General features: G+C 43.3%; 16 protein-coding genes and 1 tRNA gene. 5 read left to right on the top strand and 12 right to left on the bottom strand.

Going from position 1 to position 26,295, the window contains the following annotated elements; all coding sequences use genetic code 11:
• Window positions 1-30 precede the first annotated feature (30 nt).
• Window positions 31-951 (top strand): TraB/GumN family protein, encoded by a 921-nt coding sequence (locus D0T66_RS13385; RefSeq protein WP_163357810.1) that lies wholly within the window; start codon window positions 31-33, stop codon window positions 949-951.
• 151 nt (window positions 952-1,102) lie between these two features.
• A tRNA-Gln gene (locus D0T66_RS13380) sits at window positions 1,103-1,173 on the top strand.
• Window positions 1,174-1,228: 55 nt separating this feature from the next.
• Here D0T66_RS13380 and D0T66_RS13375 read toward each other — a convergent pair.
• The 12 genes from D0T66_RS13375 to D0T66_RS13320 all read right to left on the bottom strand — a co-directional run bounded on the left by D0T66_RS13375 (window position 1,229) and on the right by D0T66_RS13320 (window position 20,516).
• A complete protein-coding gene (locus D0T66_RS13375; RefSeq protein ID WP_163357809.1) occupies window positions 1,229-2,230 on the bottom strand; it encodes an aldo/keto reductase in 1,002 nt (333 codons plus the stop codon).
• A 131-nt stretch (window positions 2,231-2,361) separates the two neighbouring features.
• Entirely contained in the window at window positions 2,362-5,019 is a 2,658-nt protein-coding gene (locus tag D0T66_RS13370) for a glycoside hydrolase family 2 TIM barrel-domain containing protein (protein ID WP_163357808.1), read from the bottom strand.
• Between the two features lie 11 nt (window positions 5,020-5,030).
• Window positions 5,031-7,289: a GH92 family glycosyl hydrolase gene (locus D0T66_RS13365; protein ID WP_255489829.1), complete on the bottom strand. Its 2,259-nt coding sequence runs from the start codon at window positions 7,287-7,289 to the stop codon at window positions 5,031-5,033.
• A gap of 140 nt (window positions 7,290-7,429) precedes the next feature.
• Complete coding sequence (locus D0T66_RS13360) at window positions 7,430-8,884, bottom strand: glycoside hydrolase family 125 protein (protein ID WP_255489832.1); 1,455 nt, start codon at window positions 8,882-8,884, stop codon at window positions 7,430-7,432.
• Between the two features lie 238 nt (window positions 8,885-9,122).
• On the bottom strand, window positions 9,123-10,082 hold the full coding sequence (locus tag D0T66_RS13355) for a hypothetical protein (protein ID WP_163357805.1): 960 nt from the start codon (window positions 10,080-10,082) through the stop codon (window positions 9,123-9,125).
• A gap of 80 nt (window positions 10,083-10,162) precedes the next feature.
• Complete coding sequence (locus D0T66_RS13350; RefSeq protein ID WP_255489828.1) at window positions 10,163-11,569, bottom strand: BT_3987 domain-containing protein; 1,407 nt, start codon at window positions 11,567-11,569, stop codon at window positions 10,163-10,165.
• A 33-nt stretch (window positions 11,570-11,602) separates the two neighbouring features.
• Window positions 11,603-12,745 carry a DUF1735 and LamG domain-containing protein gene (locus tag D0T66_RS13345; RefSeq protein ID WP_163357804.1) on the bottom strand — a complete coding sequence of 381 codons (1,143 nt, stop codon included), beginning with the start codon at window positions 12,743-12,745 and terminating at the stop codon, window positions 11,603-11,605.
• Between the two features lie 12 nt (window positions 12,746-12,757).
• On the bottom strand, window positions 12,758-13,804 hold the full coding sequence (locus tag D0T66_RS13340; protein ID WP_163357803.1) for a glycoside hydrolase family 18: 1,047 nt from the start codon (window positions 13,802-13,804) through the stop codon (window positions 12,758-12,760).
• A 17-nt stretch (window positions 13,805-13,821) separates the two neighbouring features.
• A complete protein-coding gene (locus D0T66_RS13335) occupies window positions 13,822-15,405 on the bottom strand; it encodes a RagB/SusD family nutrient uptake outer membrane protein (protein ID WP_163357802.1) in 1,584 nt (527 codons plus the stop codon).
• Between the two features lie 22 nt (window positions 15,406-15,427).
• Window positions 15,428-18,769: a SusC/RagA family TonB-linked outer membrane protein gene (locus D0T66_RS13330; protein WP_370520809.1), complete on the bottom strand. Its 3,342-nt coding sequence runs from the start codon at window positions 18,767-18,769 to the stop codon at window positions 15,428-15,430.
• Between the two features lie 177 nt (window positions 18,770-18,946).
• Window positions 18,947-19,927, bottom strand: coding sequence for a FecR family protein (locus D0T66_RS13325; protein WP_163357800.1), 981 nt, complete (start codon window positions 19,925-19,927; stop codon window positions 18,947-18,949).
• Window positions 19,928-19,970: 43 nt separating this feature from the next.
• Window positions 19,971-20,516, bottom strand: a complete 546-nt coding sequence (locus D0T66_RS13320) for an RNA polymerase sigma-70 factor (RefSeq protein ID WP_163357799.1) — start codon at window positions 20,514-20,516, stop codon at window positions 19,971-19,973.
• A 257-nt stretch (window positions 20,517-20,773) separates the two neighbouring features.
• On the opposite strand from D0T66_RS13320, the gene D0T66_RS13315 reads away from it, so the two are divergent.
• The 3 genes from D0T66_RS13315 (at window position 20,774) to D0T66_RS13305 (ending at window position 26,172) form a co-directional block, all read left to right on the top strand.
• Window positions 20,774-21,937, top strand: coding sequence for an acyltransferase family protein (locus D0T66_RS13315; RefSeq protein ID WP_163357798.1), 1,164 nt, complete (start codon window positions 20,774-20,776; stop codon window positions 21,935-21,937).
• A gap of 263 nt (window positions 21,938-22,200) precedes the next feature.
• Entirely contained in the window at window positions 22,201-24,006 is a 1,806-nt protein-coding gene (locus D0T66_RS13310; protein WP_163357797.1) for a glycoside hydrolase family 2 protein, read from the top strand.
• A 159-nt stretch (window positions 24,007-24,165) separates the two neighbouring features.
• Window positions 24,166-26,172, top strand: a complete 2,007-nt coding sequence (locus tag D0T66_RS13305; protein WP_255489830.1) for a beta-L-arabinofuranosidase domain-containing protein — start codon at window positions 24,166-24,168, stop codon at window positions 26,170-26,172.
• Window positions 26,173-26,295: the final 123 nt, after the last annotated feature.

Raw genomic sequence — 26,295 nt, 5'->3', positions numbered from 1 at the left:
TCCAAACAACCATAACTTAATAACACATTTATGAAAAAGCTATTTGTACTTCTCCTGTTAATCAGCTCTGTATTGAGCCTATCGGCACAACGTTCCGAAAAATACAACGGTTCTTTACTCTGGAAAGTCTCGGGAAATGGGCTGAAAGAAGCTTCTTATATTCTCGGCTCCCATCACTTAGCTTCTTTGTCCGTATTGGATAATATCAAAGGGTTAGACAAAGCTCAGTCTGAGACGCGTCAGGTAGCCGGCGAGCTGGTATTAGCTGATAAAACGGATCTACAAAACCGCATGATGCAACGCGCTATGCTCCCTGCCGGAGAGTCGTACAAAACATATCTTTCGGAAGCTGATTACAACAAGCTGGATAAGGATCTGAAAGCTATCTTCGGAACAGGATTAGACCAAATGGGCGTAATGCATCCGGGGATAATATCACTGTCAGCATCTATTATGTTCTACACAAAAGCCTTCCCCGATGTTAATCTGATGGCTCATATAGCTATTGACGAACATATGCAGAAAGTTGCAAACGAAACAGGCAAAACAGTTATTGGTTTGGAAACCGTAGAAGATGAGTTGACAGCCCTATTCGATGCCGAACCATTGAAAACTCAAGCCGAACAGTTAGTTTGTACCATCAGTTCGCTCGTAAACGAAAAAGAAAAGTCTATCGCACAAGTGAAAGAGTTGAATAACTATTATGGCGAAGGAAACTTAGTTAAGATGTACGATCTGTCGTTTAACAATCCCGATGATCCGTGCCCTTCGTCCGAAGAAGCCAAAAACTCTATTTTACGCGACCGCAACAATAAATGGTTAAAACAAATGCCTGCTATCATGAAAGGCAAACCGACATTGTTTGTAGTCGGTGCACTCCATTTAGCCGGAGAAGAGGGCTTGTTATACCAGCTCGACAAGATGGGGTATAAAGTAGAGATTGTGAAGTAAAATCGTTAAGACTATAAGATACATCATTCTTTTCAACGAAATGGAAGAGCCTCCTGCATACCAAAAGAAATTTTAGCAAAGGCTCTTCTTTTTCTATAGGATATATTGAGTTTACTATTTTTTTATTAATTTTGTCCCGCAATTATCGCATTGCCTTATGGTGTAATGGTAGCACTACAGATTCTGGTTCTGTCTGTCTGGGTTCGAGTCCTAGTAAGGCAACAAAAAAAGGAAACCTCTTATAATCAGAGATTTCCTTTTTTTATGTCGTTTCCTATTATAAGAAAGCTTCTATCCCATCCAGTTCCTCCTGTGAGAATGATGTATTATCAATCGCTTTCAAATTTCTGCCCAATTGCTCTACCGAGCTGGCACCAACAATAACCGAAGTCACCGCCTTATCTCTCAACACCCAGGCCAATGCCATTTCGGCAAGCGATTGTCCACGCCCTCGCGCAACGGTATTCAGCCGCTCTATACGGGTTAAAACCTCCTGCGTCAACGCTTCTTTTTTCAAGAAACCACCGCGGGCAATCCGGGAATTTTCGTCGATCTTTCCTCCAAGATACCTATCGGTAAGCAATCCCTGTGCAAGCGGCGAAAAAGCAATAAAGCCACTGCCATTCTCCTCGGCCTGACGGATAATACCTTCTTTCTCGGGTTCGCGATCGAACATATTATATTTCCCCTGATAGAGCAGGCAAGGCGTATCACGCTCCCGCAAATAGTTATAGGCAAATTGCGCCGCCTCGAAAGGGTATTTGGATATGCCGACATACAACGCTTTCCCTTGACGGACAATATCGACTAAAGCCTGCAAAGTCTCCTCCAAAGGGGTATCGGGATCGTAACGATGAGAATAGAAAATATCCACATAATCGAGTTTCATCCGTTGCAAACTCTGATCGAGGCTATTCATCAGGTATTTGCGCGATCCCCACTCGCCGTAAGGGCCGGGCCACATATCATGTCCCGCTTTGGTAGAAATGAATAATTCGCTTCGGTATGGCCTGAACGATTTCTCCATTACCTGACCGAAAGTTTCTTCGGCCGAGCCATAAGGAGGGCCGTAATTATTGGCCAGATCGAAATGCGTAATCCCCTTGTCGAAAGCATAGTGAAGCATCTTCCGGCTATTGCTGAATGTATCCACACCTCCGAAGTTGTGCCACAAACCCAATGAAATCAGCGGAAGCATAATGCCGCTTTTGCCGCACCTCCGGTATGGCATTTTGCCGTCATATCTTTCGGAAGCTGGAGAGTAAACCGGTTCTATCATGGTATCATTGTTTTGGTCATTTGATGGATAAAGATAAGGATTCTTCTCAAAAACAGAAACCTCCCCCGATCTAAATTACCTTTAGACAGGAGGAGGTCATCACTTAAACCTAATTTAAAAGCCTTAGCTCTTTATCTTGCTTGTACCGGAATGGTGAATCTATTCACATTCCAACCATATATATCTACGCTGTAATTCTTTCCGTTCTGCGGCGTGTAATCAACCGTAACAGTAACTGTTTCGCCCGGAAGGACTGATACATAGTTATCGTCATAGAAAGCCGGTAACACACGGTCTTTAGTTTTGCTATCAATCAACGAAACCCTGTTGAAGAACGCAATCGGTGCATCTTTAGGATTCGTGAGTGACACTTCGACTTTGCCATTTCCGGCATATTTTGCCTTCGCTGACAAAGATGTTTCCGGCATAGCCTTCAAGCCGGAGTATTCTCCATTGGCATCCGGGAACCAGTATAGATTTCTGCTGATTACATTTTTATCGAGGTCGCATAATTCCAGATAAAGGAATCCGCCTTTTTTCTCAAAAATAGGATCGGTTGCAGCTTTTACCGACTGAATGTTCTTTGACATACTCGGCTCCATGTAAACCAATGTGCGATCGATAAAAGTTTCTTTACCATCCATATCATAGGCACGCATTTCCACCGTCAGATCGAGTAACTGCTCGAAACTATTGTTCACCACCATTACCATTTTCGTAACAGGGTTGCACATCACATGAACGGGCTGGCTACCATTGCGCAAACCGAACAAACAAGCATTCGGGTCGAGGTAGTAATCATACATCTGTCCGCGCATAGAAGTCCATGGATTTTGTGTTTTCCAGATAATCGAGCCGGTGTACCAATCCCACATGTGCGAGCTGAATCCTTCCATCAGGGCACGGTATTGGTCGTAGTTGACTAACTGTGCCTTCATCGCGAAGTCTTTTATATCTTTCGGCTCACCATAAGGGACGAGGTGACCTTCGTATCCCACGCCGGTATAGGTGTGGTATGTCCACACGTCATCTGTTTCTTCCTTGAACTTAGCATTCGGATTGTATTTCGGCGCTACAAGGTTTTTCTCTGGAATAAAACGAACCAACGATTCGTAATCTCCCACTCCAACCGAACCGACTTCCGAATTGAAAGGCCATGTGCGGTGCTCCCAGAAACGTTCTTTTGGCTGGATAGTATACGGGCCGTCGCCGTTTCCTCCGATGAAGTTATACGACCATTCGTCCGAGTTGGAATAATCGGCAAACCAACGTGTTCCGTCCAGACGAGGAAGTAATTCGTCACGCAAAGGAATCAGGATATCCTGCGGCGGCATAATTTCGTTACCTCCGCACCAGAAAGCCAATGACGGATAGTTACGGATCATTTTTATCATATCTTCGGCAGCTTCCAATACCAAGGCATGGTTATCCGGGTATTTGCGGCGCGTCCATTGATCCTCAGCTTTCAGCGGATCTGTCCAGCGACCGTTACAGTCGCCCGAGAACCAGAAATCCTGTATCACGAGCATACCATATTTGTCGCACGCTTCGTAAAATTCGGGACGCTCAGTCAAAGCACCTCCCCAGATACGGATAAGGTTCAGATTCATATCGCGATGGTAGCGGATTTCGGCATCGTAACGCTCCGGCGTGAAGCGAAGCATAGCATCCGAAATAATCCAGTTACCACCTTTGATGAATATCTTTTGTCCATTGACAGAGATTTGTTTGCTTCGCGTATGCTCGTTCCAGTCGAACTGCAATTCGCGGATACCGAATTGTACATTCTCGAAGTCCTGTACTTTACGGCTTTCGTCTTCAACAAACTCTATCTTGATGTTATACATGTTCTGCTCGCCATATCCGGCAGGCCACCAAAGTTTCGGATTCTTAACCGAATAGTCCGGCAAGCTCACTTCTACCGTTGCATTGGCTTTCAGATTGACGCGCTGCGTAACTAAATCGCCGTCAATCTCGTAGCGCAAAACACCCGAGAGCGACTTATTCGTTGTATTCTGCAATTCAGCCGAAACTTTCAGGATAGCATCTTCTTGTTTTGCTCCTGTATTTCTTTTCCCCGGAACGAGCGTAACAATATGCGGGTTCTTGAGGTTTACGATACCTGTCTTTTCAATATACACCTTGTCCCATATACCTGTATTGCGGTCGCGGATCGGTTGAATCCAGTCCCAACCGGCAGTGTATTGGTGTGTCAGGCTTTTGGCAATGCGTCCGTCGCCCCCTTGCCCACCATTCGGATTGCCGACAGGATCGGGCGGATAAACGATGACTGCCAGACGGTTTTTACCGTCTTTTGCCAACAGCTTAGTGATATTGAAGGATTTGCGCAGGAACATTCCTTCGTAAACTTCATTGTTTACTTTCTTGCCATTCAGGTAGATTTCGACACTATAGTTTATCCCGCGGAATGTCAACCATACCTGCTCGTCGCCGCTTGGAGCCTTTTCGTCAAAGTCCTTGGCAAACCAGTAGGTATAATAGTCGCGTCCTGTTTCGTAAATATCTTTTATCTTCTCGTTATTCATTCCATAGAACGGATCAGGAATTTCGCCGTTCTCCAACTGGGTTGTCAATACGGTTCCGGGAACGACCGCCTTTTTCCATTTCGAAAGAGAATAATTCGGAGCAGAGATTTTCTCTCCTTTGTCTTTCGTTTTAGTGGACGGCATACATTTCCATCCGCTATTCAATTCGTAACGATCCTGCGCATTCACTACTCCTAAGGAGAGAACAAGCGCTATCGCAGTAAATAGGATTTTGTTCAACATAGTATATTCGGTTATTTAATTACTTCATCATTAATACCCCATGTATCGGAAGGCTTGTCTCCCATAAAGAATTCGAGCGTCCCTCCGGCTTCTATCGCTTTGAAGTCGATATAGAACTTATCATAGTCTTTACCATTCAGTTTCACGCTTTGGATGTATTTGTTATCCTTGCTGTTGTTGTGTGCTGTTATAGTAAAGATTTTGCCACCTTTCACTCTCACAACAGCCTCGTCGAGGATAGGACTACCGAAGATATATTTTCCGCCGGCAGGTTCTACCTGATAGAAACCCATTGCTGAGAGCACATACCACGCCGACATCTGGCCGACATCTTCGTTACCCGACAATCCGGCCGGCTGGTCGTGATAGAGAACATAAAGCACTTCGCGCACTTTATCCGCCGTTTTCCAAGGTTGCCCTACATAAGGGTACATGTAAAGTACATGGTGGCTCGGCTCGTTTCCGTGCGCATATTGTCCAATCAGTCCGCTGATATCAGGAGAAGCGCCTTCACCCAAATTACCTTTAACAGTAAAAAGCGAATCGAGTTTAGTCACAAACTTGTCTTTGCTTCCGAAGCTCTCTACCAATCCGGCAATATCATGCGGTACCAACCAAGTATATTGCCATGCGTTTCCTTCTACATAATCGCCTTCGCGGTGAGGAGCTGCAAACGGATCGAAATTCGGGCGGAAGTTGCCTTCGGACGAAAGTCCTCTGACAAAGCCTTTTTCTTTATCGAAGTAGTGTTGATAGACTTTGCTTCTTTTCGAGAAGTATTCATAGTCCTCAGTCTTACCCATTTCTTTGGCTACCTGAGCCAAACTCCAGTCAGCGATGGCGTATTCCATTGCTTTGGAAAGGGCTTCATCTTCTTTGTCGTAAGGGATGTATTGAAACTCTTTGTAATAGCCTAAGCCTCTTTCGTCCAACAGCATCGAGTTTTTCATCGCTTCGTAAGCCAGTTCTTTATCGAAACCGGCATAACCTTTCAGAATAGCATCGGCCACAACGATAACGCCCGGATTACCGACCATACAATCCGTTTCGCAACCAACCAAGTGCCATACTGGCAATTTGCCCTGTTGCTGATAGATATGAAGCATCGTATTGATCATGTCGTTCACCTTCTCGGGGTGTATAATGGTCATCAGCGGATGTGCTGCACGATAGGTATCCCACAGAGAGAAAGTTGTATAATTCTTGAAATCGGCTTTTTCGTATGTCTTGCCGTCCGATCCGCGATAATCGCCGTTCACATCCTGAAAGGTTGAAGGGGCAACCATTGTATGATAAAGCGCCGTATAGAATATGCGTTTTACCTGCTCGTCAGTTGTTTGAATTTGAATCTTGTTCAACTCGGCATTCCATGCTTTATCGGCATCTTTTATCACCTGCTCGAAATCCCATCCCGCCAATTCGGCTTGCATATTCAGTTTTGCATTTTCGATGCTGACAGGCGAAAGAGCGACTTTCACATAGATTTCTTCGTTTTCTTGGGTATCGAATTTGGCAACGCCATATACTTTTTCGGCCGTCAGGCTCGTTCCCGAAACAGCTTTTCCGGCATCGGCAACTTCAAATTGTTTCATCGGTTTGGAGAATACCGCTGTGAAGTAAAGCCTTTGCTTATTGGCCCATCCTTCGGAATAACGGTAACCTGAGATAACCGAATCGTTCTCCTGAACGAGGTAGCCTTCGGTCGGTTTATCCCAGTTCATGTGATCGGCTAAATTGATTACCACCGCCGAAGCATCGGATGCAGGGAAAATATATTTGTGGAAGCCTACACGGTTAGTTGCTGTCAGCTCCACGTCTACATTGTAGCGGTCGAGGTGTACGGCGTAATAGCCCGGTTTGGCTTTTTCGGTTTCTCTTCTGAAAAGGGAGTAATAACCAGACTTCTGGTCGTTATGGACTCCTTTGGCGAGTTTAACATCGCCAACAGTCGGCGTGAACAGGATATCCTGCAAATCGCCGATTCCCGTACCATTGAGGTGCGTATGGGAGAATCCAAAGATAATGGAATCGGAATAGTGATAGCCCGAAACCCAATCCCAGCCTTCGGTTATGCTCGATGGGCCAAGCTGCACCATCCCGTAAGGGACATCGGCGCCCATAAATACGTGTCCGTGGTCGCCCGTACCGATATACAGGTCGACATACTGAGTTAGATCTTGATCTTGGGGAACTTCGGTTTGCTCGCATGAGCAAATAAAAGTAGCTGCGGCAAGGGCAGTAAAAAGAGTGATTGCTGTTTTTTTCAACATGTTAGTCATTGTGAATATTATTAATCAGGTTATATTTTCATCGGTTGAATCAAAAAACCGGGGATAATTACCTATCAAAAACGTGAAATAGAGAAAGATGGTAAGAATCCCCGGCAAAACTAAAACCTCCCGAGAAATCCCTAATAATTGGTGTTATTCAATAACTCCAATTTACCTTCATCTATTAGTTTCAATATCAATTCGCCAAACAGCGTATTTTGCCAAGCAAACCATTCGCGCGTAAACTTGTTCGCATCATCTTTGTAGAAAGATTCATGCATAAAACCTGTTCCGGCATCGGTGTCGATAAGCATCTGTATGCATTGTTGTATTTCGGCATCATCCTGCGAAGTGAATGCTTTCATCATGATGCTCATCGGCCAAATCATATTCAGGCTTACGTGTGATACGTGCGGGCCTCCGATTCCTTCGCCTGCCGTACCTTTGAAGAAGTAAGGATTGTCCTCGCTCCACACAAAGCGGCGGGTGTTCTGATAAATCGGGTCGTTTACATCTACGTCTCCCAAATAAGGCATTGCCAGCAAAGAAGGCACATTGGCGTCGTCCATGAGGTTCACGCTTCCGTAACCGTCTACTTCGAAGGCATATATGGTTCCATATTTAGGATGATTAAAAGTAGCATATTTTTTCAAGGCATCTTCTACTTCTTTTGCCAAAGTAGTACATTCCTGTGCCAAAGCTGCATTTCCATTCACTTCAGTCAGAATTTCAGCCGCTTTGCGCAGGGAAGTAACAGCAAAGAAATTCGACGGAACAAGGAACTGGTAGATAGATGCATCGTCCGACGGGCGGAATGTCGAAGCAATCAGTCCAACCGGTTTCACAGGGTTACCCCATCCGTCATTGACTACCGTATCGGAAGCTTTAGGCGTCTCGCGTTGAAATTTGTAGGGGCCTAAGCTATCTTTACGTTGTTGTTCTTTGAAAGTCTTGAGTATATTCTGAATCGCAGCGAGCCATTCGGCATCGAATACGCTGGCATCGCCGGTCACTTTCCAATAGTGGTAGGCAAGGCGTATGGGATAGCAAAGGGAATCGATTTCCCATTTGCGCTCATGCAATTCGGGCCTCATAGCCGTCAAATCCGACTGCCATTGATGGTCTGGATTGGGATCATACGGATCTAAGAAAGCATTAGCATACGGATCGATGATAATACATTTAAACTGCCTGCGGATAACGCCTGCAAGCATATTCTTCAAATGAGGATCAGTATTTGCCAGCTGCACGTAAGGCCATACCTGTGCTCCCGAGTCGCGAAGCCACATAGCATGTATGTCACCCGTGTAAACGATGGTATCGTCTTTGTCGTCTGTTTTGCGATGGCGCACGGTTGTGTCGAGCGTGTTAGGGAAACAATTCTCGAACATCCATGCCAATTTAGCATTCGTCAATAGCTTCTTGACGCGGACAATTTCTTTTTCGACTGCCTGCGATTTGAACAAACGATCTTTGGGGTCGGGGCGGTTGCTATCGAATCTCGCCATCGGGTTAGCTACGGCTGTATTGTCTTGGACAGCTACAGGAGGATAAGAGTCTTCCGCATGAATTTCTGCCGGACAAACTCCTGCCATACAGATTCCTGCGATAACGCCTCCAAATATTTTCTTTGATATGCGCATAGTACTAAATTAGGTTTAATATAAAAAATAATTTCCTATATAAATAAAGACACTTAAATCGACCTTATCACTCATCATATCGAAATTATTTATATTTTTTTAATAAAAAGAGAAAATCACTATCGCCCTAAAATAATCTATGCAACCCCAATATGGAGTTGCATAGAAAAATCAAGTATAGTATGTTTCTTTATAAATCGTGGATAAAGAAGCCTCTTTGCAATTGGTTATTTTCGTCGTAAAGAGAGAATATCATCCATATTTTATCTCCATCATTTTTAATGATCTTGAAATGTTCCAGATTAAGTCTTCCTCCGGAGTTGGTCGGATAATAGTAATATGCTATTTGCGCACCTGTATATTCGCCAACAGATCTGTCTCCCGGATAATAAAGCCTTACGTAATAAACACCGTAATAATTTAATCCTGATAGGTTTTCCACACCTGGAGTATTCTCAAGTGCATTGAGATATGGAACTTTCGATCCTTTATAGACAACATAAGGCGATGTATTCATTGCCATTATTTCCTCTTGTTCCGATTCGTTATACGGGAAAGTCGTACCTGTTGCTGATACAGCAAATGTCGAAGTCAGCCCGAGAGCATCGGTCACTGTAATATTTGCCGTCGCTGCAGTAAGGCCATCCACCAGAGAAACAGTAATTTTGTTACCGGATGTAGAAACCTCGATTTCAGCCTCATTATCAGACACTACTGTATATCCCGGATTACCTTTGAGTACATCTACAGTGTAAACACCTCTATCTCCCAAAAAGAATCCGAAGTCTAATCTATTTCCATCTACTATTAGCAACTCATCATAATAGGATATAACAGGAAGCACCTTAATTTCAGACTTTTCGTCCATTATAACGACTGAGGTTCTACCCAATCCTGTTGATAGTATGGTAAGACGGTCTCCATCAATTGTCGCGGTAGCAATCGTTTCGTCTGTTGAAAAAACTGTATATCCGCCATTGCCGGAAACTATATCCAATACCATTGTTTCATCTACGATAACCATCGCTGTATCCGAGCTCAATTTAATAACCGGATCGCTCACAGGTCCATTATCGTCGTCGCTGCTACAACTAACTAAGCCAATGGATAGCATAACAAGCAGCGAGAGTAAAGCATATTTTATTTTCATAAATAATCGATTTAAAAGTTTGTTAACCAAACCTCTGGCCTCACAACAAATGAGGCCAAAGGTTTATTATAATCAAATAATTACCAGTCTTTAGCGTATGGTTGTCCATCGTACACCAATTCTTCATCGTAAAGAACCCTTGCCATTCTTTGCATAGCCGGCAACTGGCTCGAATTAAAGTTTGAACGGAACGGGTCCATAGCAAATATCATATTACCGCCATAGCCATCATTACGCAATCTCCTTAAATTTGCTTCAGAAGTAGTCCTGCCTTGTGCAAATTCTTGAGAATAAAGAGCCATACCAGACTTCGGAAGACCCGGGTAGTTACCACTCAAATCGCTACTGCCACCATAGTCATGGATACCCCAGTCTACAAAATCACCTGGCTGTACGCCATCTACACTTGGGAAATTCCTTGTTAATCCGTATACATATGCACACATCAATTTATCAGGCATAGCCTGTTTGCACTCGTAGCAGAGACGGGCTGCTGCCGCGCTCGATGGAGAAACAAATCCCGGAGGAGGAGGAGATATGTAAGAAGAATATTCATCATCCCAAAAGATACCATCGAGATTGTAAGCATCGCAAACCGCTTTCAACTCCTGCGCAAATGCCTGTGCAGTTTCCTTCGACAAGTTAGCCACACCCGAACGGTCGTGATTACCCAATATACCAAGTACCACTTTTATACCTCTATCTTGCAACGGTTTCAGATATTTCTCGCGATTATCCAAAAGGTGTTGCACATTCGGGTTATTGTAGTTGTATACACGTCCTGTCGTTTCATCATAATTGACATTACCCGAAAATAATATAAGGATGTCGACTAATGGTTTTCCGCTGTCTTGCAATGTAAAGCATAAATTATTCAGAGGGTTGGTATCATTTACCTCCATACAACTTATAATTTTTATTCCGGAAGCTTTATCGGCAGTCGGAATTTGTGATAAGTCCTTCACAAAAATCAAGAGAGTCGATTCTTCGCCCAATAATATATCTCCGTTGTTTAAGTCTGTTGATACAGGGATAACATAAGTCGTTTCCGGATTTAATGTTCCGTCTGAAACAACCGAAACAACAGCAGCATCGGATTTAATTGCGCCATTGGCCACTGAAACCGCACCAGCACTAGCAAAGGACACAGATGCCTGAGGGAAGAGAGCATAATTCGTTCCGTGTGCAGTATTGTATCTCTCCAATACCGAAGCATCGAACTTTAATGTTGCACTTACTGCCTGAGTAGCGTTCTTATTCAGTGCCAGATAGAGAGAGATGTCGGCTGCATCGCGAAATTCAGCATAAGTAGTGCTTTTTTTACCATCGGCACCGATCAGGTAACCGGCAACTTTGTCGCTGGTTTCATAGTTCCCCTCGTCCACTTTATTACCCACATTTACGTCGTCGCTACATGCTGCGAACATTCCCAGCATCAGCAAAAACAGGGTGACCATTGTCACATTTATAAACTTATATTGTTTCATAATTTTTGACTTTTAATATAAATAATCATTTGTTTATGGTAATGAAACAGGATTCCATTTGATAACAGTCTTCCTGGAAGTCAGATGGTTCTCGTTCGCAGTATAGTCTGTCACAGTATTACCCGCTCCGTCGTCGCACTTCCAATATGCCACCAGACCCGGAGTAGTAGGATCTACTTCATAAATAGATGATTCGATTTCCTCCTGTGTACGTACAACATTCCAGATGCGGCATTCCGAGAATTCTCCTGCAAAATAGCGGCTATCTTCGTACGAACGTCCGATATAGAATTTTTGCGTGCCAGATGCCGTCATATCCAATGTTCCGAGGCCGGAAATTGTTCCTTCGGATTGAACTCTACCATTCACATACACTTTCACAGCCCCGCTGGCTGTGTTACATGTAACAGCAATATGCGTCCATGTATTCAAAGGCAAACCTTTATTCGCATCACTTCCCGGGAAGTTTCCTCTGTTTGTTGCAACCTGTATCTGATTCGAAGGGAAACCGGCATCACCCAAACGGATAAGGAAGCGACCTTCAACCCCCATTACAGTGCTAATCATTCGATCGTAATTGCGGGCACGTACCAAAGCCTCCATTGTGATTTCGGTTATTCCTCTGAGTGCAGAAGGATTGTTCCATGAAGTATAAGCGCCTAATGCATTTTCTTCCAAATCGGCAACCACATTAATCAAAGCAGCACCTTTAAACACATAATAGTGTGTATTTGCGCTCTCCAATGTTGAAGCATTTATATTAGTAATTGTAACCGGTAGCACATAAACCGTATCACGGCTCAGAAGGTTTATATCCTTGAAATGGATAGTTTTACCTATCGAACGCACAGTTCCTACGTTCACCGTGTCATAAGGTACAGGAATTTCGTAGAAACTCGCAGGCAATAGTTTTGCATTGTCATAAAAAGCTTCGTTGTATTTCTTCACAAGTGAAGTATCGGCCTCATATTTGAGATGTATCTCGTAAGACTGAGGGTGAGGCATTTCTACTTGGAGTGCTTCTACTGCACTTACATTCGCCGGCTTTATCAACAATGTAGTCACCTTTGTAGCAGAAGTTAAAGATACTTTATTGCCAAAGGAGTCGTCGCTCTCGCAACTATTCAAGAGGAATAGCGCCAAAAGGGATAATAGTAAAAATTTATATTGTTTCATAATCAATAAAATTTAAAATGAAGGATTTAATGTATCTATTGCTTCTCTCGAATAAGTGTATACTCGCTTCACATTAAAATAGTCGTTATTAATGTTATAGATACCAAATCCTGCGATTGTGTAATCTGAATATGTACCTGCTGCCCAACTTGCAGTTGAGGTAATTGCAATGCTTCCATCGACCCAGTAACCTGTTTTGATATCGCCCGAATCGAAAGATGGTGTTTGTGCTATTACTATGAAACGGTCGGTAGGGACACCTGCGACTGATGCCATTGACACAGTATATGCCAATGCATTTGCATTCGTCAGGTTGACCGATGGTACAATAATATGCTTGAACGAATTAAACAAGGTTTTATCTGTCAGATACTGAGGATAGCCCTGATAAGTAACTGTTTTAGTCGGATTGAGGTTCATCCATGCAGTAATGAAATTGAAGAAACTATTTTCGTTGTTGAGATAAGTTTGTTTTTCGTCCGCTTCCATGTGCATAGTATTCTTACCGTTATAGCAAATCACTATTCCATCATAATTATACTTCTTCACCAAGCTTAGTTTGTGGCTTAGCGAATCGGCCAGGAATGAGCTAAAGCTACCCGGATCTTGCACTTCCGGATTCCCTTGTCCCCACTCAAAAGAGAGCTGGTCGTGTGCCAGTTTTATAGCATCGAAGTCTATCGACAACAAGGTTCTGATACTCTTTTCTTGACGTATCGAGCTTATTTCTTGTTGCTCCCAATCGGCAAGACCATCAGGGTGCATCAATACAACTGCATCCAAACTATCAGGCAAATCTGTCAAGTGGTGCGAACGGTTGAAAGGAAGCTTCTCGCTGTTGTCATGCCATGCATAAATAAACTTATGATCCGATTCTTTATATTTTCTCAGATTCTCCAGATACTTGGCATATAATGTCGGATTCTGGATTTCGATGCCCGGCTCGTTTATATCTACACTTTCGTCATCCGTCCAATCGCTGCAAGAAGTAAGCATGAGCCCTCCTGCCATTAGCGACAATAGGAATAGGAGTATTTTGTTCATATATATATTTTTCATTCGTTAGACTATTAATGTTATTTACTTCCGTTAGCAGGATTATTTGCCCACCAAACATCTGTCGCCATATTATCAGGAGCATTGAAAAAAGTACTTAATGCATTCAGCACATTTTCCCTATTTCCTGTATATTCATCATTAGGATAAGGCAATCGGCGAGCCATCTTGTTCAGGTCTGTGATAACCGAACTACGGTTCAGCAAGACAGGCATCAACTTAGGATATCCTGTACGACGGAATTCGCTCCATGCTTCGATACCATTCGGATAATTTGCAATCCATTTTTGCGTAATAATGCGTTCGAGGTTTTCATCGAAATTCGAACCACTCCATGCTATTTTGATAGTGCTCGGCGAACCTATGAACGAGTATGAGCCCAACGGGTCTACATATTTGAGCGGTGAGCTTGTTGCATTGGCAATATAAGCCGCTGCGCCCGAAACGCCCCATTGTCCGAAAGACAATTCGATACCCGATTCGTATAAGCTTTGAGCCGTTCCGCCCATATTCCATCCACGCAAAGCTCCTTCGGCTCTGAGAAATGCAATTTCGGCAGCATTCATCAGGCGCATGCTCATCTGGTTATAAACTTCCGGATTCATGCGTGAATATTGTTGTCCGATAGATTGTGCAGGAATCGAAATCCCGTTACGGAATCCGACATATACGCCCGGGCCGAAAGCTGATTCTTCGAAATAGGCAGCCATACGCGGATCATTGTATCCGTTCATATAAGAGGTAATATCGGCCGAAATACGCGCATCACCTCCGCTGTTCCAGATATCAAAACCATAGGCATATGGATTCGTCTGGCCAGATACTAATGTAAGATTCGCATTGTCATCGTTAGACAAAATAGGGCCGATAGCATTCGACATCACCTCTTCGGCTTTCGTGCGAGCCAAGAGAGGCTCTACCTCGGACATACGAATAGCCATACGAAGCTTTATCGAATTGGCATACTTAATCCAACGCTCTACATTACCTGAATAGATACGATCAGCTTTGGGAGAGAAATCATTTGTCCGGTTCACAGTCAACACATCAATGGCCTCATCCAACTCGTCAAGCATCGTTTTATAAACATCTTCCTGAGAGTCATATTTGGCATTCAGAGCTCCATCAACACCTACTTCGGTGTAAGGGATAGGGCCGAAAATATCTGTAATTCTGGACATAGCCGCCACTTTGGTAATGGAAGCAACAGACAGAAGGACAGGATCTTCGGTCAACGTTTTCACTGTATTGTAAGAAGTCATCACTTCCTTCATATAGTCTTTGAAGATGGATGCATACCAACCGTCTTCAGGACCATAGGTAGAGAAGTTTCTGTTGTTAAAACCCGGGTTCACGTCGGAGAAATAACCTCCGTACGGGCCGCCAAGCAATTGCTCGGAGAATTGATTTGCATGCGAAGCACTTGGAATAATCCAGCTTTGCATATTTGTCATGTGCGTTTTCAGAAAGTACTGATCGCGGCTTCCTTCCTCGTCATTCACGCCTGTCTTATTATACCTATCGTATGAGTCTGTACATTGAACAGTGAAGAGCAATGCAGAACAGGCCATCAGTATAATTGATATATGTTTATATATTTTCATAATTATATGGTTATCCGATTATTTAAAATCTCAGTTTAACATTGAATCCCATGCTTCTGGTGCTCGGCATCATGAAGTAGTCGATACCCTGGTAGTTGTTACCGGTAGTAGCAACGGCTTCGGGATCGAACGGAGCCTTGTTGTAAATCATCAACAGGTTACGTCCTATCAATGATACACTGAGCTCTCCTATGTCCCATAGTTTCGATTTAGGGAAAGTATAACCCAACGATACTTCCTGCAGGCGTACGTTAGTAGCGCTATAGGTATAGTATTGTCCGATATTGGAAGCAGAACCTACAGTTTCGTACCATATCTGCGGATTGATTTTATCCCCGCCGTTTATTGTCACGCCACCGTTATCGCGCGCTTTGGCAGAAGCTTCCGACACACCATAGCTATCCATGATAGCTTGTGTTGCAGAATAAACAACACCTCCAAGACGTGCAGAGAACATAAAACCAAAGTTAAAGTTGTTCCATGCGAAGTCATTCCTCCACGACATATTCGCCTTAGGCAATACGCTACCCATTTTCACAGGATCGCTGGCTACATTGATTTTAACTACTTTTCCGTCCGGATCTACATAGATTTTTCCGTTGGAGTCTCTTTGCAAATCAGTCAATGAATACAGGTCACCTAATGTTCCTCCTTTTTTCAGGATGAATTTTGTATCTCCCAGCGCTTTAAGCGTCAACGTTTCCATCGGATACAACTCTCCTGTAACCGGATTCACCCAATTGTTGGCCAATTGTTTGATCTTATTCCTATTAGTCGTAAATGTATAATTTGATGACCATCTAACGCCGGCAAATGTATTTTCATAGCCCAAAGACAATTCTATACCTTTGTTGACAACACTACCCGATTGCACATAATAGTCTTCGTATCCCGATGAGGCCGAAAGTTGTGCATTAAATACCTGGTTGTATGTTTTGGCATGGTAAAGTCCAACATCGAGCTTGAAATTCTTCAGGAAGCGGGTTGTTATACCAAATTCCCATGAATCTGTTTTCTGTGGATCCAAGAAGTTAATCGGATAATGGTCGTAGTTAGGATTATAATTGTTCTTCTCTTCGTCCCACGAGTGATACCTTTGAGCAAGGTGGCGCTGGAATGGAAGACCAACAGAAGCAAAAGATCCTCTTACTTTCAAGTATTCGATTTGTTTAGGCATTGGTAAAACCTCAGACAGAACAACTGATGTACCTATTGATGGATAGAAGAATCCGCTTTTCGAAGACTGATCTCCTGCCAATTGCGACGGCCAGTCGAAACGGCCTGTCAATGTCAGGTAGTAAGTTCCTTTGTAGCCTATTTCGGCACTGGCAAATACAGATTGTGTCTGCTCCTGATACTTGTCCTGATATGGTTTCAGTTTGTTACGATCTATCTGATACACAGTAAAGACATTCGGAATAGCATCGTCGCCTAAAGGTCCCGAGTTGCGGAAGTAATCCTGAAACATATCCGAGATAGAAGCTCCGGCATTGGCTGTCAAAGTAATATCTTCGTTGAACGTCTTATTGATATTGACCAACACATCGGCATAGGTCTGGCGGTCGCGGGTTTTCTGCATACCGAAGAATCCATTCTCCGATCCGGCTAACGTCGAGTTAGTGGAAGCATACAATTTCTCCGTATATTGGTTTTCAGAGAAGTCAGTACGTACACGGCCCGATACATTCAACCAGTCGAATATTTCGTAACTCAGGCTTCCGTTCAACATATAACGGTCTTTCGTATTTTCGCGAAGGTTGCGGTAGTTGATCCAGTAAGGGTTTTGTCCCGAGAATCCCTGGAGTCCATAATCCCAGCGTTGAGTATATATCTGACGGGCATTATTCCATTCTTCGTACATCTTTACATTGTTCCAATCTTCGCCACGCGGGAACAGATAAGCAGACACCAACGGATTCTGATAAACCCCCTGGTTGGTCATATTCATATCTTTCTGTTTGATGTAGCTCGCTCCGAGATCCATTTTCAATTTGCCATCCAACATTACTGTCGAATTGCGAATCGTAAAGTTCATACGGTCATAAGTATTGTTGCGGATAATTCCTTCCGAATTGACTGTCGCAGCTGAAGCATACGTCTGATTAAGCTCATTACCGGTAGATAGGGTTACCGCTTCGGTAGTGACAACACCTGTTCTGAGGTAGTCGTCTTTCGGGTTGTATCCCATGCGGTTAGCCGAATTCAGTTTAGCACCCCAGCTACGGTCTGTCGCCAATGTCGTAAGATTTACTCCTTCCAAACCTGTTCCGTATGAATTCTGGAATTTAGGCATTACAAAAGCGCTCAGGAATTCTGTATTCTGCGTGAAAGTAAGCGTCGTCTTACCGGCTTTACCTCTTTTGGTTGTTATCAAGATTACCCCATTCGCAGCATTGCTACCATACAAGGCCGAAGCGGCAGCACCGTTCAATACGGTCAATGATTCAATATCTTCGGGGTTTATATCGGCAATCGATTCGGTAGTACCACCCGAGCCGAACTCGGTACTTCCTTCGCCGCCTGTATTAAACATCGGGATTCCGTCGACTACATACATTGCGTTATTCGACTGATCGATACTTTTCACACCACGCATCACAACCTTACTTGCACCTCCGACACCCGAAGAACTCGCATTGATTGTTACCCCTGCAACTTTTCCGGATAATGCGTTTATGAAGTTGGCATCTCTCACGCGGGTGAGGTCTTCTGCATTGACCTCTTGTGCGTTATAGCTCAATGCCTTTTGAGAACGCTTAATACCGAGAGCCGTTACAACAACAGCTTCGAGATCCTGCGAAACAGATGCTAATGTTATATTATAAACATTCTTATCTGTCACTTTAATTTGTTGAGTTTCGTAACCCAAATAAGATATAACAAGTACGTCGCCCGGAGCAACTTCGATACTGAACGATCCGTCGATATCGGTCATCGCACCGGCTGTTTTCGAACCTTGCACCGTTACCGGAGCACCGATAAGCGGTTCGCCCGCATCATCCAACAAAGTACCTGTAACTGTTTTAAGCGGCTTTCCTTCCTTCTTGACAGGGACGATCATGATATAATCATCTTTCAGTTGGTAAGAGAAATTTGTTCCCGACAAAATTTCAGCAAGCGCTTGCTCGAGAGTTTGATTCGCTATATTCAAACGAATCTTTTGGTTTCCGTTCAGCTTCGATTCATTGTAAGCAACGGACATCTTCGATTGTTTTTCCACTTCCTGCAATGCTTCTTTTATAGTGATGTTGTCTCTACTAATAGAAATTTTCACATCACTCTGAGCAAATAGGTTCATTTGCACGAAAAACAAGCAAAGCAATAAGATTAACTTAAAGTTTACTTTCTTGTAAAATTGATTCATAGATCAGTACAAATTAAGGGTTAGGGATAAAATTACTATTTGAACAAATTTTAGACTTAAGGGTGTCTTGTATTACCCCCCGCAAGGCGGCAATTAGACTCATGTTCTCTTCATGATTTAGATTTATTAGTTAATCAAAAAAACTTAATTCTATACAAACACATCCGCAGTGCCGGTTTATCTCGATACTGCCGTTATATGGTATGATTCGCCGGTTTGTTTATAATCGAAATTTGCCGAGACGCTTTTTATTATCTCCAGCATATCGTCCAGCGAAGATTCTCTTTTGAACCGGAATGTATATTTATCTTCATTGAAAATATTAGATTTATACTGGAACGACACTCCGTATTTACGCTCCATAGCACACAAAATGTCGGGGATGGTAGCGCTGCGGAATATAAATTCGCCTCGTTGCCATGCCGTAACTTCCTGTATATCGACCTTGGAAATACTATACTCTTCATTTTGCCTGTTATATAGGAATTGATCCTTCGGATACAAAGTATAGTCGTCTACATTTCCTTTTTGCTGTATTTTTACACTGCCTGAAATCAATACTGTTCTGAAATAAGGATCTTCGAGATAAGAATAGACATCGAACTCCGTTCCCAAAGCTGTTACGGAAAATTCTTTGGACTTCACGATAAAAGGCAGCTCTTCGTTTTTCTGTACTTTGAAGTTTGCTTCGCCCGAGAGGTATATCGTGCGGTTATCTTTCCCGAATGATTCGTTGTACAGAAGGATCGTACGCGAATTGGTCTGGATAATACTTCCGTCCGGCAAATGGATGGTATCCATTTCCCCCGCTTGGGTAAAATATTCTATAACTTCGGCATCAGGTTCGGCAGTTCGGGAAAAGAGGTATACCGTGGTAGAGCACAAAATGAGCACAATAGCAGCAGCATACCTCCAGATAATCAACCTCTTCTTAGAACCTTCTCTTATTTGTTGCGCTTTCGATTTAACCGAAGCCAATGCTTCGAGGGTGTCTTTGGTAACCGTAGGGTTCGACTGATTCCACCATTCGAACAGGGCTTCTTCCTTTTCGTCGGCTAATGTATCTTCGGTAAGCCAGTTCTGGAATTTTATCTTTGCAGAATCTCCCAGACAGGCTTTGGTATATAAATCAATTATTTTCTTTACGTATTCGTTCATTTCTGATAGTAGTTATATGATAAAGACAGTTAACCCCACGCGACTACTCAACGGGGCGATAAAAAATTAACGATTTCTTCAGTTCGAGCAGCGCCAGATACAAATGCCTTTCCACTGTGCGCACCGACATATCCAATGCGTCGGCAATCTGGGCATTGCTCTTTCCGTCAAAACGGCTCATCATGAATACCTCCTTACGACGTTGCGGCATTTGCTCTATCGTATAGGTTATCAGCAGCTCGATTTCTTTGGCATGCAAAGTGTCTTCTAAATCGAGTTCGTCGATAATCAGGTTTTTCTTTATCAATTCTTGTTGATATTTGCGCTCGATATTCTTATGCTTGATGAAATTGAATATATGATTCTTTGTCATCTTGAACATATAACGGTTTCTCCTGTCCTTATCCTTGTCGCGCCAAACTTTCGGATAATTCAATAGTTTCAGGAAAATATCCTGCGAAATATCTTCTGCGTCCTCCTCCGACATAAGGATATGCAACGCAAAGGATTTCACCCTCGGATAATTCTCCAGGAAAAACACCTCGAATTCGTTTTCTATTGTTGTTTTCTTCTCTTTAAGTGGCCACATCTAAGAAGCTTTATTTGGTTTTTCACAATATTTTCCTCACATATTACAATGAGCTTGCTCTACTATTAATACATTTTACTCGCGAATACTACGTACTGACATTTTTATGTTATCCAACATGTTTTTTAGCCGTATTATACATCACCCTTTTACTATTCTTTTCAAACCCTCTGTAAAAATGCAACAAAATGACAAAAGAAAGCGTTAAAATCCGATACGATTTACTATTTTTATCCAAAATATTTTTATACGCATAAATGAGCTCGCCAACCAATAACCGTTTATTATCCCTCGACATATTGCGAGGAATTACCATTGCAGGAATGATATTAGTCAACAATCCGGGGTCGTGGAAGTATGTTTATGCTCCGCTCCGGCACGAACAATGGCATGGAATCACGCCTACCGATCTGGTATTCCCGTTTTTCATGTTTATTATGGGAATATCGACTTTCATTTCGCTGCGAAAATATAATTTCGAGTTCACCTTTCCCACATTCAGGAAGATAGTAAAGCGAACGGTAGTCATCTTCGCTATTGGCGTAGGATTGTCGTGGCTCTCCGTTTCTCTCGGAACGCTTCTTCGTTTAGATGGTACAGAGATAGGATTGTTAGAGCGTATAGGAAAAGCTGTAACCAACTTTGAGCATGTCCGCATTTTAGGCGTCATGCAACGATTAGCGCTCACCTATGGGTTAACGGGGCTAATTGCATTATTCGTGAAACATAAGTATATACCGTATATTATTGTTGCGGGACTGCTCGGATACTTCTTGCTGCTGCTGTTTGGCAACGGCTTCGAACAAGGAGACAATAATATACTTGCAATTGTAGACCAGCATATTCTGGGCTTGAAGCATATGTATGTGGATTCCGGGCTCGATCCCGAAGGCATCCTCAGTACAATACCGGCAACCATGCACGTATTAATAGGGTTTTGCTGCGGCAAAATTTTAATAGAAACCAAGGATAACCGCGATCGTATGCTGCGGCTCTTCATCATAGGAGCCATGCTCACATTCAGCGGATTTCTATTAAGCTATGGATGCCCGATGAATAAAAAAATATGGTCGCCGACATTCGTTCTCGCAACATGCGGACTGGCTTCTACCCTATTGTCGCTCCTTATCTGGATAATTGACGTAAAAGGCTACAAAAAGTGGAGTGTATTTTTTGAATCATTCGGTGTCAATCCGTTATTTATATATGTATTGGCAGGTGTTTTGTCAATACTAATAGGGAAAATACCGATAATATACGACGGAAATAGCACAAGTCTGAAAGGCTTTTTTTACACCCATCTTTTAGAACCATATTTCGGAGGTCTTTTCGGCTCATTGATTTTTGCTATACTCTTTGTACTCATCAACTGGCTGATAGGAAACATTCTCTACAGGAAGAAGATCTACATCAAAATATAACATATTGAATAGCCTTTAGACAATTTTAACAATAAAAAACACCGGCAAAATACAAAACACAGCAATTTATTATCGAAAAAGCACTATTTTCGGGGACTGATTTTTTCCAATCATCAGTACTAACCAAATAATTAGCGCAAAAGTTTATTGATCAGGTTGCAGTATTACTACTGCTGCACTGACATAGGTTTATTTGGCCTATGCCATTTTCAATTCACCAGACAATACCGATTTATTTAATAACTAAAACCAAAAAAGTAAGAATGAAAAAGAACCTCTTTCTGATTTTGTTTATTGCCGTTGCTACGAGCCTCTCGGCACAGTGGAAGCCGGCAGGCGACAAAATAAAAACAAAGTGGGCGGATGAAATCGACGTAAACAACGTATTACCCGAATATCCTCGCCCAATGATGGAACGCACAGCATGGAAAAACCTGAACGGATTGTGGGATTATGCCATCCTTCCGGCAGGAGCAGCAGAGCCTACAGCCTTCGACGGTAAAATCTTAGTCCCTTTTGCCGTAGAATCGAGCCTTTCGGGTGTTCAAAAAACACTTGGAAAAGAAAACGAATTATGGTACAAGCAAACATTTACCGTTCCCGCCAACTGGAAAGGCAAAGATGTATTATTACACTTCGGCGGAGTAGATTGGAGAACCGAGATTTATGTGAACGATATAAAAATCGGAACACACGAAGGCGGATATACCCCTTTCAGCTTCAATATCACTCCATACCTGACTTCGGGCAATCAAAAATTGGTTGTGAAAGTTTGGGACCCTACAACCGACGGTTACCAACCGGTAGGAAAACAAAACAAACGCCCCGAAGGCATCTGGTATACACCCGTATCGGGTATCTGGCAAACAGTATGGCTGGAGCCGGTAACTAAAAAACATATTGCTCACATCAAAGCGATTCCTTGTATCGATAGCAACCGCCTGACAGTAGATGTTTGCACAGAAAACACCGCAGCCGGCGATATTGTAGAAGTAATCGTGAAAGACGGTTCGTCGGTAGTAGCGAAAGCCAAAGGCGCTGCTTGCCAGCAATTGGCTCTTAACATTGCCAATCCTAAACTTTGGTCGCCCGAATCACCATTCCTTTACGATATGGAAGTGAATCTCTATTCAGGCGGCAAATTGCAGGACAAAGTAAAAAGCTATACCGCTATGCGTAAAATTTCGGCAAAACGCGATGCAAACGGCATTATGCGTATGCAACTGAATAACAAGGACTATTTCCAATTAGGCCCACTCGACCAAGGTTGGTGGCCCGACGGATTATACACAGCTCCTACTGACGAAGCATTGCTTTATGACATTCAGAAAACTAAAGACATGGGCTTCAACATGATTCGCAAGCACGTGAAAGTTGAACCTGCCCGCTGGTACACACATTGCGACCGCGTGGGAATCCTCGTATGGCAAGATATGCCTAACGGTGACAAATCGCCACAATGGCAGCAATACAAATACTTCGACGGGACGGAAATCAAACGCTCACCTGCATCGGAAGCTGATTACCGTGCCGAATGGAAAGGTATTATGGACTACCTCATGTCGCATCCTTCTATCGTGGTATGGGTACCGTTCAATGAAGCATGGGGACAATTCAAAACCGAAGAAATCACCGAATGGACACAGGCATACGATCCGTCACGCTTAGTGAACTCTGCCAGTGGAGGTAACCACTACAAAACAGGCGACATTCTGGATATCCACCGTTATCCGAAACCGGAACTTCCATTCTACGATGCCGAGCGCGTAACTGTGTTGGGTGAGTATGGTGGTATCGGATTCCCAATGCAAGGACACTTGTGGCAGACAGACCGCAACTGGGGATATGTACAATTCAAGAACAAAAAAGAAGTAACAGACGAATATGTTAAGTTTGCCGAAGAGTTGAAGAAACTCGCGAAAGTAGGCTACTCGGCTGGTGTTTACACTCAGACAACCGACGTAGAAGGCGAAGTAAACGGCCTGATAACTTACGACCGTAAGGAAATCAAAGTAGAAGAAGGCCGCATAGCCAAAATTAACAAAGAGGTCTGCGACGTCTTGAAATAAAAAAGATGCATGGTTAGATTTTTTTTCTATCTTTACAGAGAACTAACCAATTAATTAACCGACCAATGGCACGGCTAGCCTGTGCTGTTGGTTGGTTCTGTTTTATATACCCAATAAATCAATAACCCCGTTTAATTCATGAAAAAACTATTTTTATTGATGATACCCTTGTGGGTGTCACTGTGTATGGGAGCACAAGCTCCGGAAGTTCAGAATTACCAGAACAACCGTTACCCTTTAGTACAAAAACCATACGTAGCCCTTCCGTTAGGCAATATCAAAGCCAAAGGATGGTTACTCGAAATGCTCGAACGCCAACGTGTAGGGGCAACCGGACATATGGACGAGCTATATCCTGAAGTAATGGGCGAACGCAACGGTTGGCTCGGCGGCGACGGCGACCAATGGGAGCGCGGGCCGTATTGGATAGACGGATTATTGCCGTTAGCCTACATATTGGATGACAAAGCCCTGAAAGCGAAAGTTCAGCCTTGGATAGAATGGGCACTGAAAAGCCAGCGCGAGGACGGATTCTTCGGTCCTGCACGCGATTATCCGCACGAAGATGGTATTCAACGCGACAACTCAGCGGACTGGTGGCCTCGCATGGTGGTACTGAAAATTATGCAACAATATTACAATGCTACGCAAGACCAGCGTGTCATTCCGTTTATGACAAACTATTTCCAATACCAATTGAAAACACTTCCTGAGAAACCGTTAGGACACTGGACTTTCTGGGCTGAATACCGCGTATGCGACAACCTGCAAGTCGTTCATTGGTTATACAACATAACAGGCGATACCTTCTTATTGGAATTGGGAGACCTGCTGCATAAACAAAGCATCAACTTCACCGAAATGTTTACGAATAGCGACGCTCTAACCCGTCAGGCATCTATCCACTGTGTGAATCTGGCGCAAGGATTGAAAGAGCCGGTCATATATTATCAGCAGGCGGGCGACCGTAAATACATCGACGCTGTGAAGAAAGGACTTGCCGACATACGGAAATATAACGGCCAAGCACAAGGTATGTACGGAGGCGACGAACCGTTGCACGGAAACAACCCGACACAAGGAGTAGAACTTTGTTCTATCGTAGAAATGATGTATTCATTGGAAAGTATGGCCGAAATCACAGGTGATTTATCTTTCGTAGATCATTTGGAGAAAGTCGCATTCAACGCCCTTCCAACCCAAATCACAGACGATTTTATGCGTAAACAATACCTGCAACAAGCCAATCAGGTGATGGCGACAAGGCATAAACGTAACTTCTACGAAGATCACAGCCATGTATGCACCGACGTTACCTATGGAACAAAAACAGGTTACCCGTGCTGCTACTCGAATATGCACCAAGGATGGCCTAAGTTTACGCAAAATCTTTGGTATGCCACTCCTGATAACGGTATCACCAGTCTGGCATTCTCTCCGTCGGAAGTAACAGCCAAAGTAGGAAACGGCGTACAGGTACGCATCACGGAAGATACGTATTATCCGATGGATGATGTTATCAAATACACTGTTAACATGGTAAATAAGAAGACGAAGCAAGTAGAATTCCCATTCCATGTAAGAATCCCGAGCTGGTGCAAAAAAGCCGAAATCGTATTAAACGGCTCACCATTGAAAAGCGTAGAAGGCGGACGTGTAGAGGTTATCAAACGTATCTGGAAAAGCGGGGATGTCCTTGAACTTCGCCTACCTATGGAAATAAAAATACAGGACGGATGGTACGAAAACTCTGTATCGATCGAAAGAGGCCCATTAGTATATGCCTTGAAAATGAACGAAAACTGGACGAAGAAACCATTCACCGGACACGAAATAAAACAATTCGGCGAGGATTATCTGGAAGCTACCTCTACTACAAAATGGAACTACGGATTGGTGAATGACGACAAAAACAAAGCGAATGAGAAATACATCGTTTCAGTCGACAAAGAAAAAGTCAAATCCACTTTCCCATGGAATATTGAGAATGCTCCGATCGAAATAAAGGTCAAAGCAAAAGAACTAACTCACTGGGGGTTATATAACGAGATGACCGGCCCACTACCGCTATCGGTAGGGCATACGCCGGAGCCTGTCGAAGAAATCACCCTGATTCCTTACGGATGTACAACATTGCGCGTATCGCAGTTCCCATTAGTTTGGTAGTATACAATATCACATAGAAAGAGGTTGCTTCGGGCAACCTCTTTTGGCATAAATATGAAGTAGTTGATAGGATTTTGAGACTTTTTCTATACTTTTGTAACGCAATAAAATAAAACAACAATC

It is taken from the genome of Dysgonomonas sp. 25, assembly GCF_010501075.1.
Lineage (GTDB): Bacteria > Bacteroidota > Bacteroidia > Bacteroidales > Dysgonomonadaceae > Dysgonomonas.
This window is presented reverse-complemented; position numbering and strand designations above follow the sequence as displayed.

What these genes read in the sequence shown, in the direction of transcription:
- D0T66_RS13385 (WP_163357810.1), top strand. Translation starts at nt 31, where the DNA reads ATGAAAAAGCTATTTGTACTTCTCCTGTTAATCAGCTCTGTATTGAGC.
- D0T66_RS13375 (WP_163357809.1), bottom strand. Translation starts at nt 2,230, where the DNA reads ATGATAGAACCGGTTTACTCTCCAGCTTCCGAAAGATATGACGGCAAA.
- D0T66_RS13370 (WP_163357808.1), bottom strand. Translation starts at nt 5,019, where the DNA reads ATGTTGAACAAAATCCTATTTACTGCGATAGCGCTTGTTCTCTCCTTA.
- D0T66_RS13365 (WP_255489829.1), bottom strand. Translation starts at nt 7,289, where the DNA reads ATGTTGAAAAAAACAGCAATCACTCTTTTTACTGCCCTTGCCGCAGCT.
- D0T66_RS13360 (WP_255489832.1), bottom strand. Translation starts at nt 8,884, where the DNA reads ATGGCAGGAGTTTGTCCGGCAGAAATTCATGCGGAAGACTCTTATCCT.
- D0T66_RS13355 (WP_163357805.1), bottom strand. Translation starts at nt 10,082, where the DNA reads ATGAAAATAAAATATGCTTTACTCTCGCTGCTTGTTATGCTATCCATT.
- D0T66_RS13350 (WP_255489828.1), bottom strand. Translation starts at nt 11,569, where the DNA reads ATGAAACAATATAAGTTTATAAATGTGACAATGGTCACCCTGTTTTTG.
- D0T66_RS13345 (WP_163357804.1), bottom strand. Translation starts at nt 12,745, where the DNA reads ATGAAACAATATAAATTTTTACTATTATCCCTTTTGGCGCTATTCCTC.
- D0T66_RS13340 (WP_163357803.1), bottom strand. Translation starts at nt 13,804, where the DNA reads ATGAAAAATATATATATGAACAAAATACTCCTATTCCTATTGTCGCTA.
- D0T66_RS13335 (WP_163357802.1), bottom strand. Translation starts at nt 15,405, where the DNA reads ATGAAAATATATAAACATATATCAATTATACTGATGGCCTGTTCTGCA.
- D0T66_RS13330 (WP_370520809.1), bottom strand. Translation starts at nt 18,769, where the DNA reads ATGAATCAATTTTACAAGAAAGTAAACTTTAAGTTAATCTTATTGCTT.
- D0T66_RS13325 (WP_163357800.1), bottom strand. Translation starts at nt 19,927, where the DNA reads ATGAACGAATACGTAAAGAAAATAATTGATTTATATACCAAAGCCTGT.
- D0T66_RS13320 (WP_163357799.1), bottom strand. Translation starts at nt 20,516, where the DNA reads ATGTGGCCACTTAAAGAGAAGAAAACAACAATAGAAAACGAATTCGAG.
- D0T66_RS13315 (WP_163357798.1), top strand. Translation starts at nt 20,774, where the DNA reads ATGAGCTCGCCAACCAATAACCGTTTATTATCCCTCGACATATTGCGA.
- D0T66_RS13310 (WP_163357797.1), top strand. Translation starts at nt 22,201, where the DNA reads ATGAAAAAGAACCTCTTTCTGATTTTGTTTATTGCCGTTGCTACGAGC.
- D0T66_RS13305 (WP_255489830.1), top strand. Translation starts at nt 24,166, where the DNA reads ATGATACCCTTGTGGGTGTCACTGTGTATGGGAGCACAAGCTCCGGAA.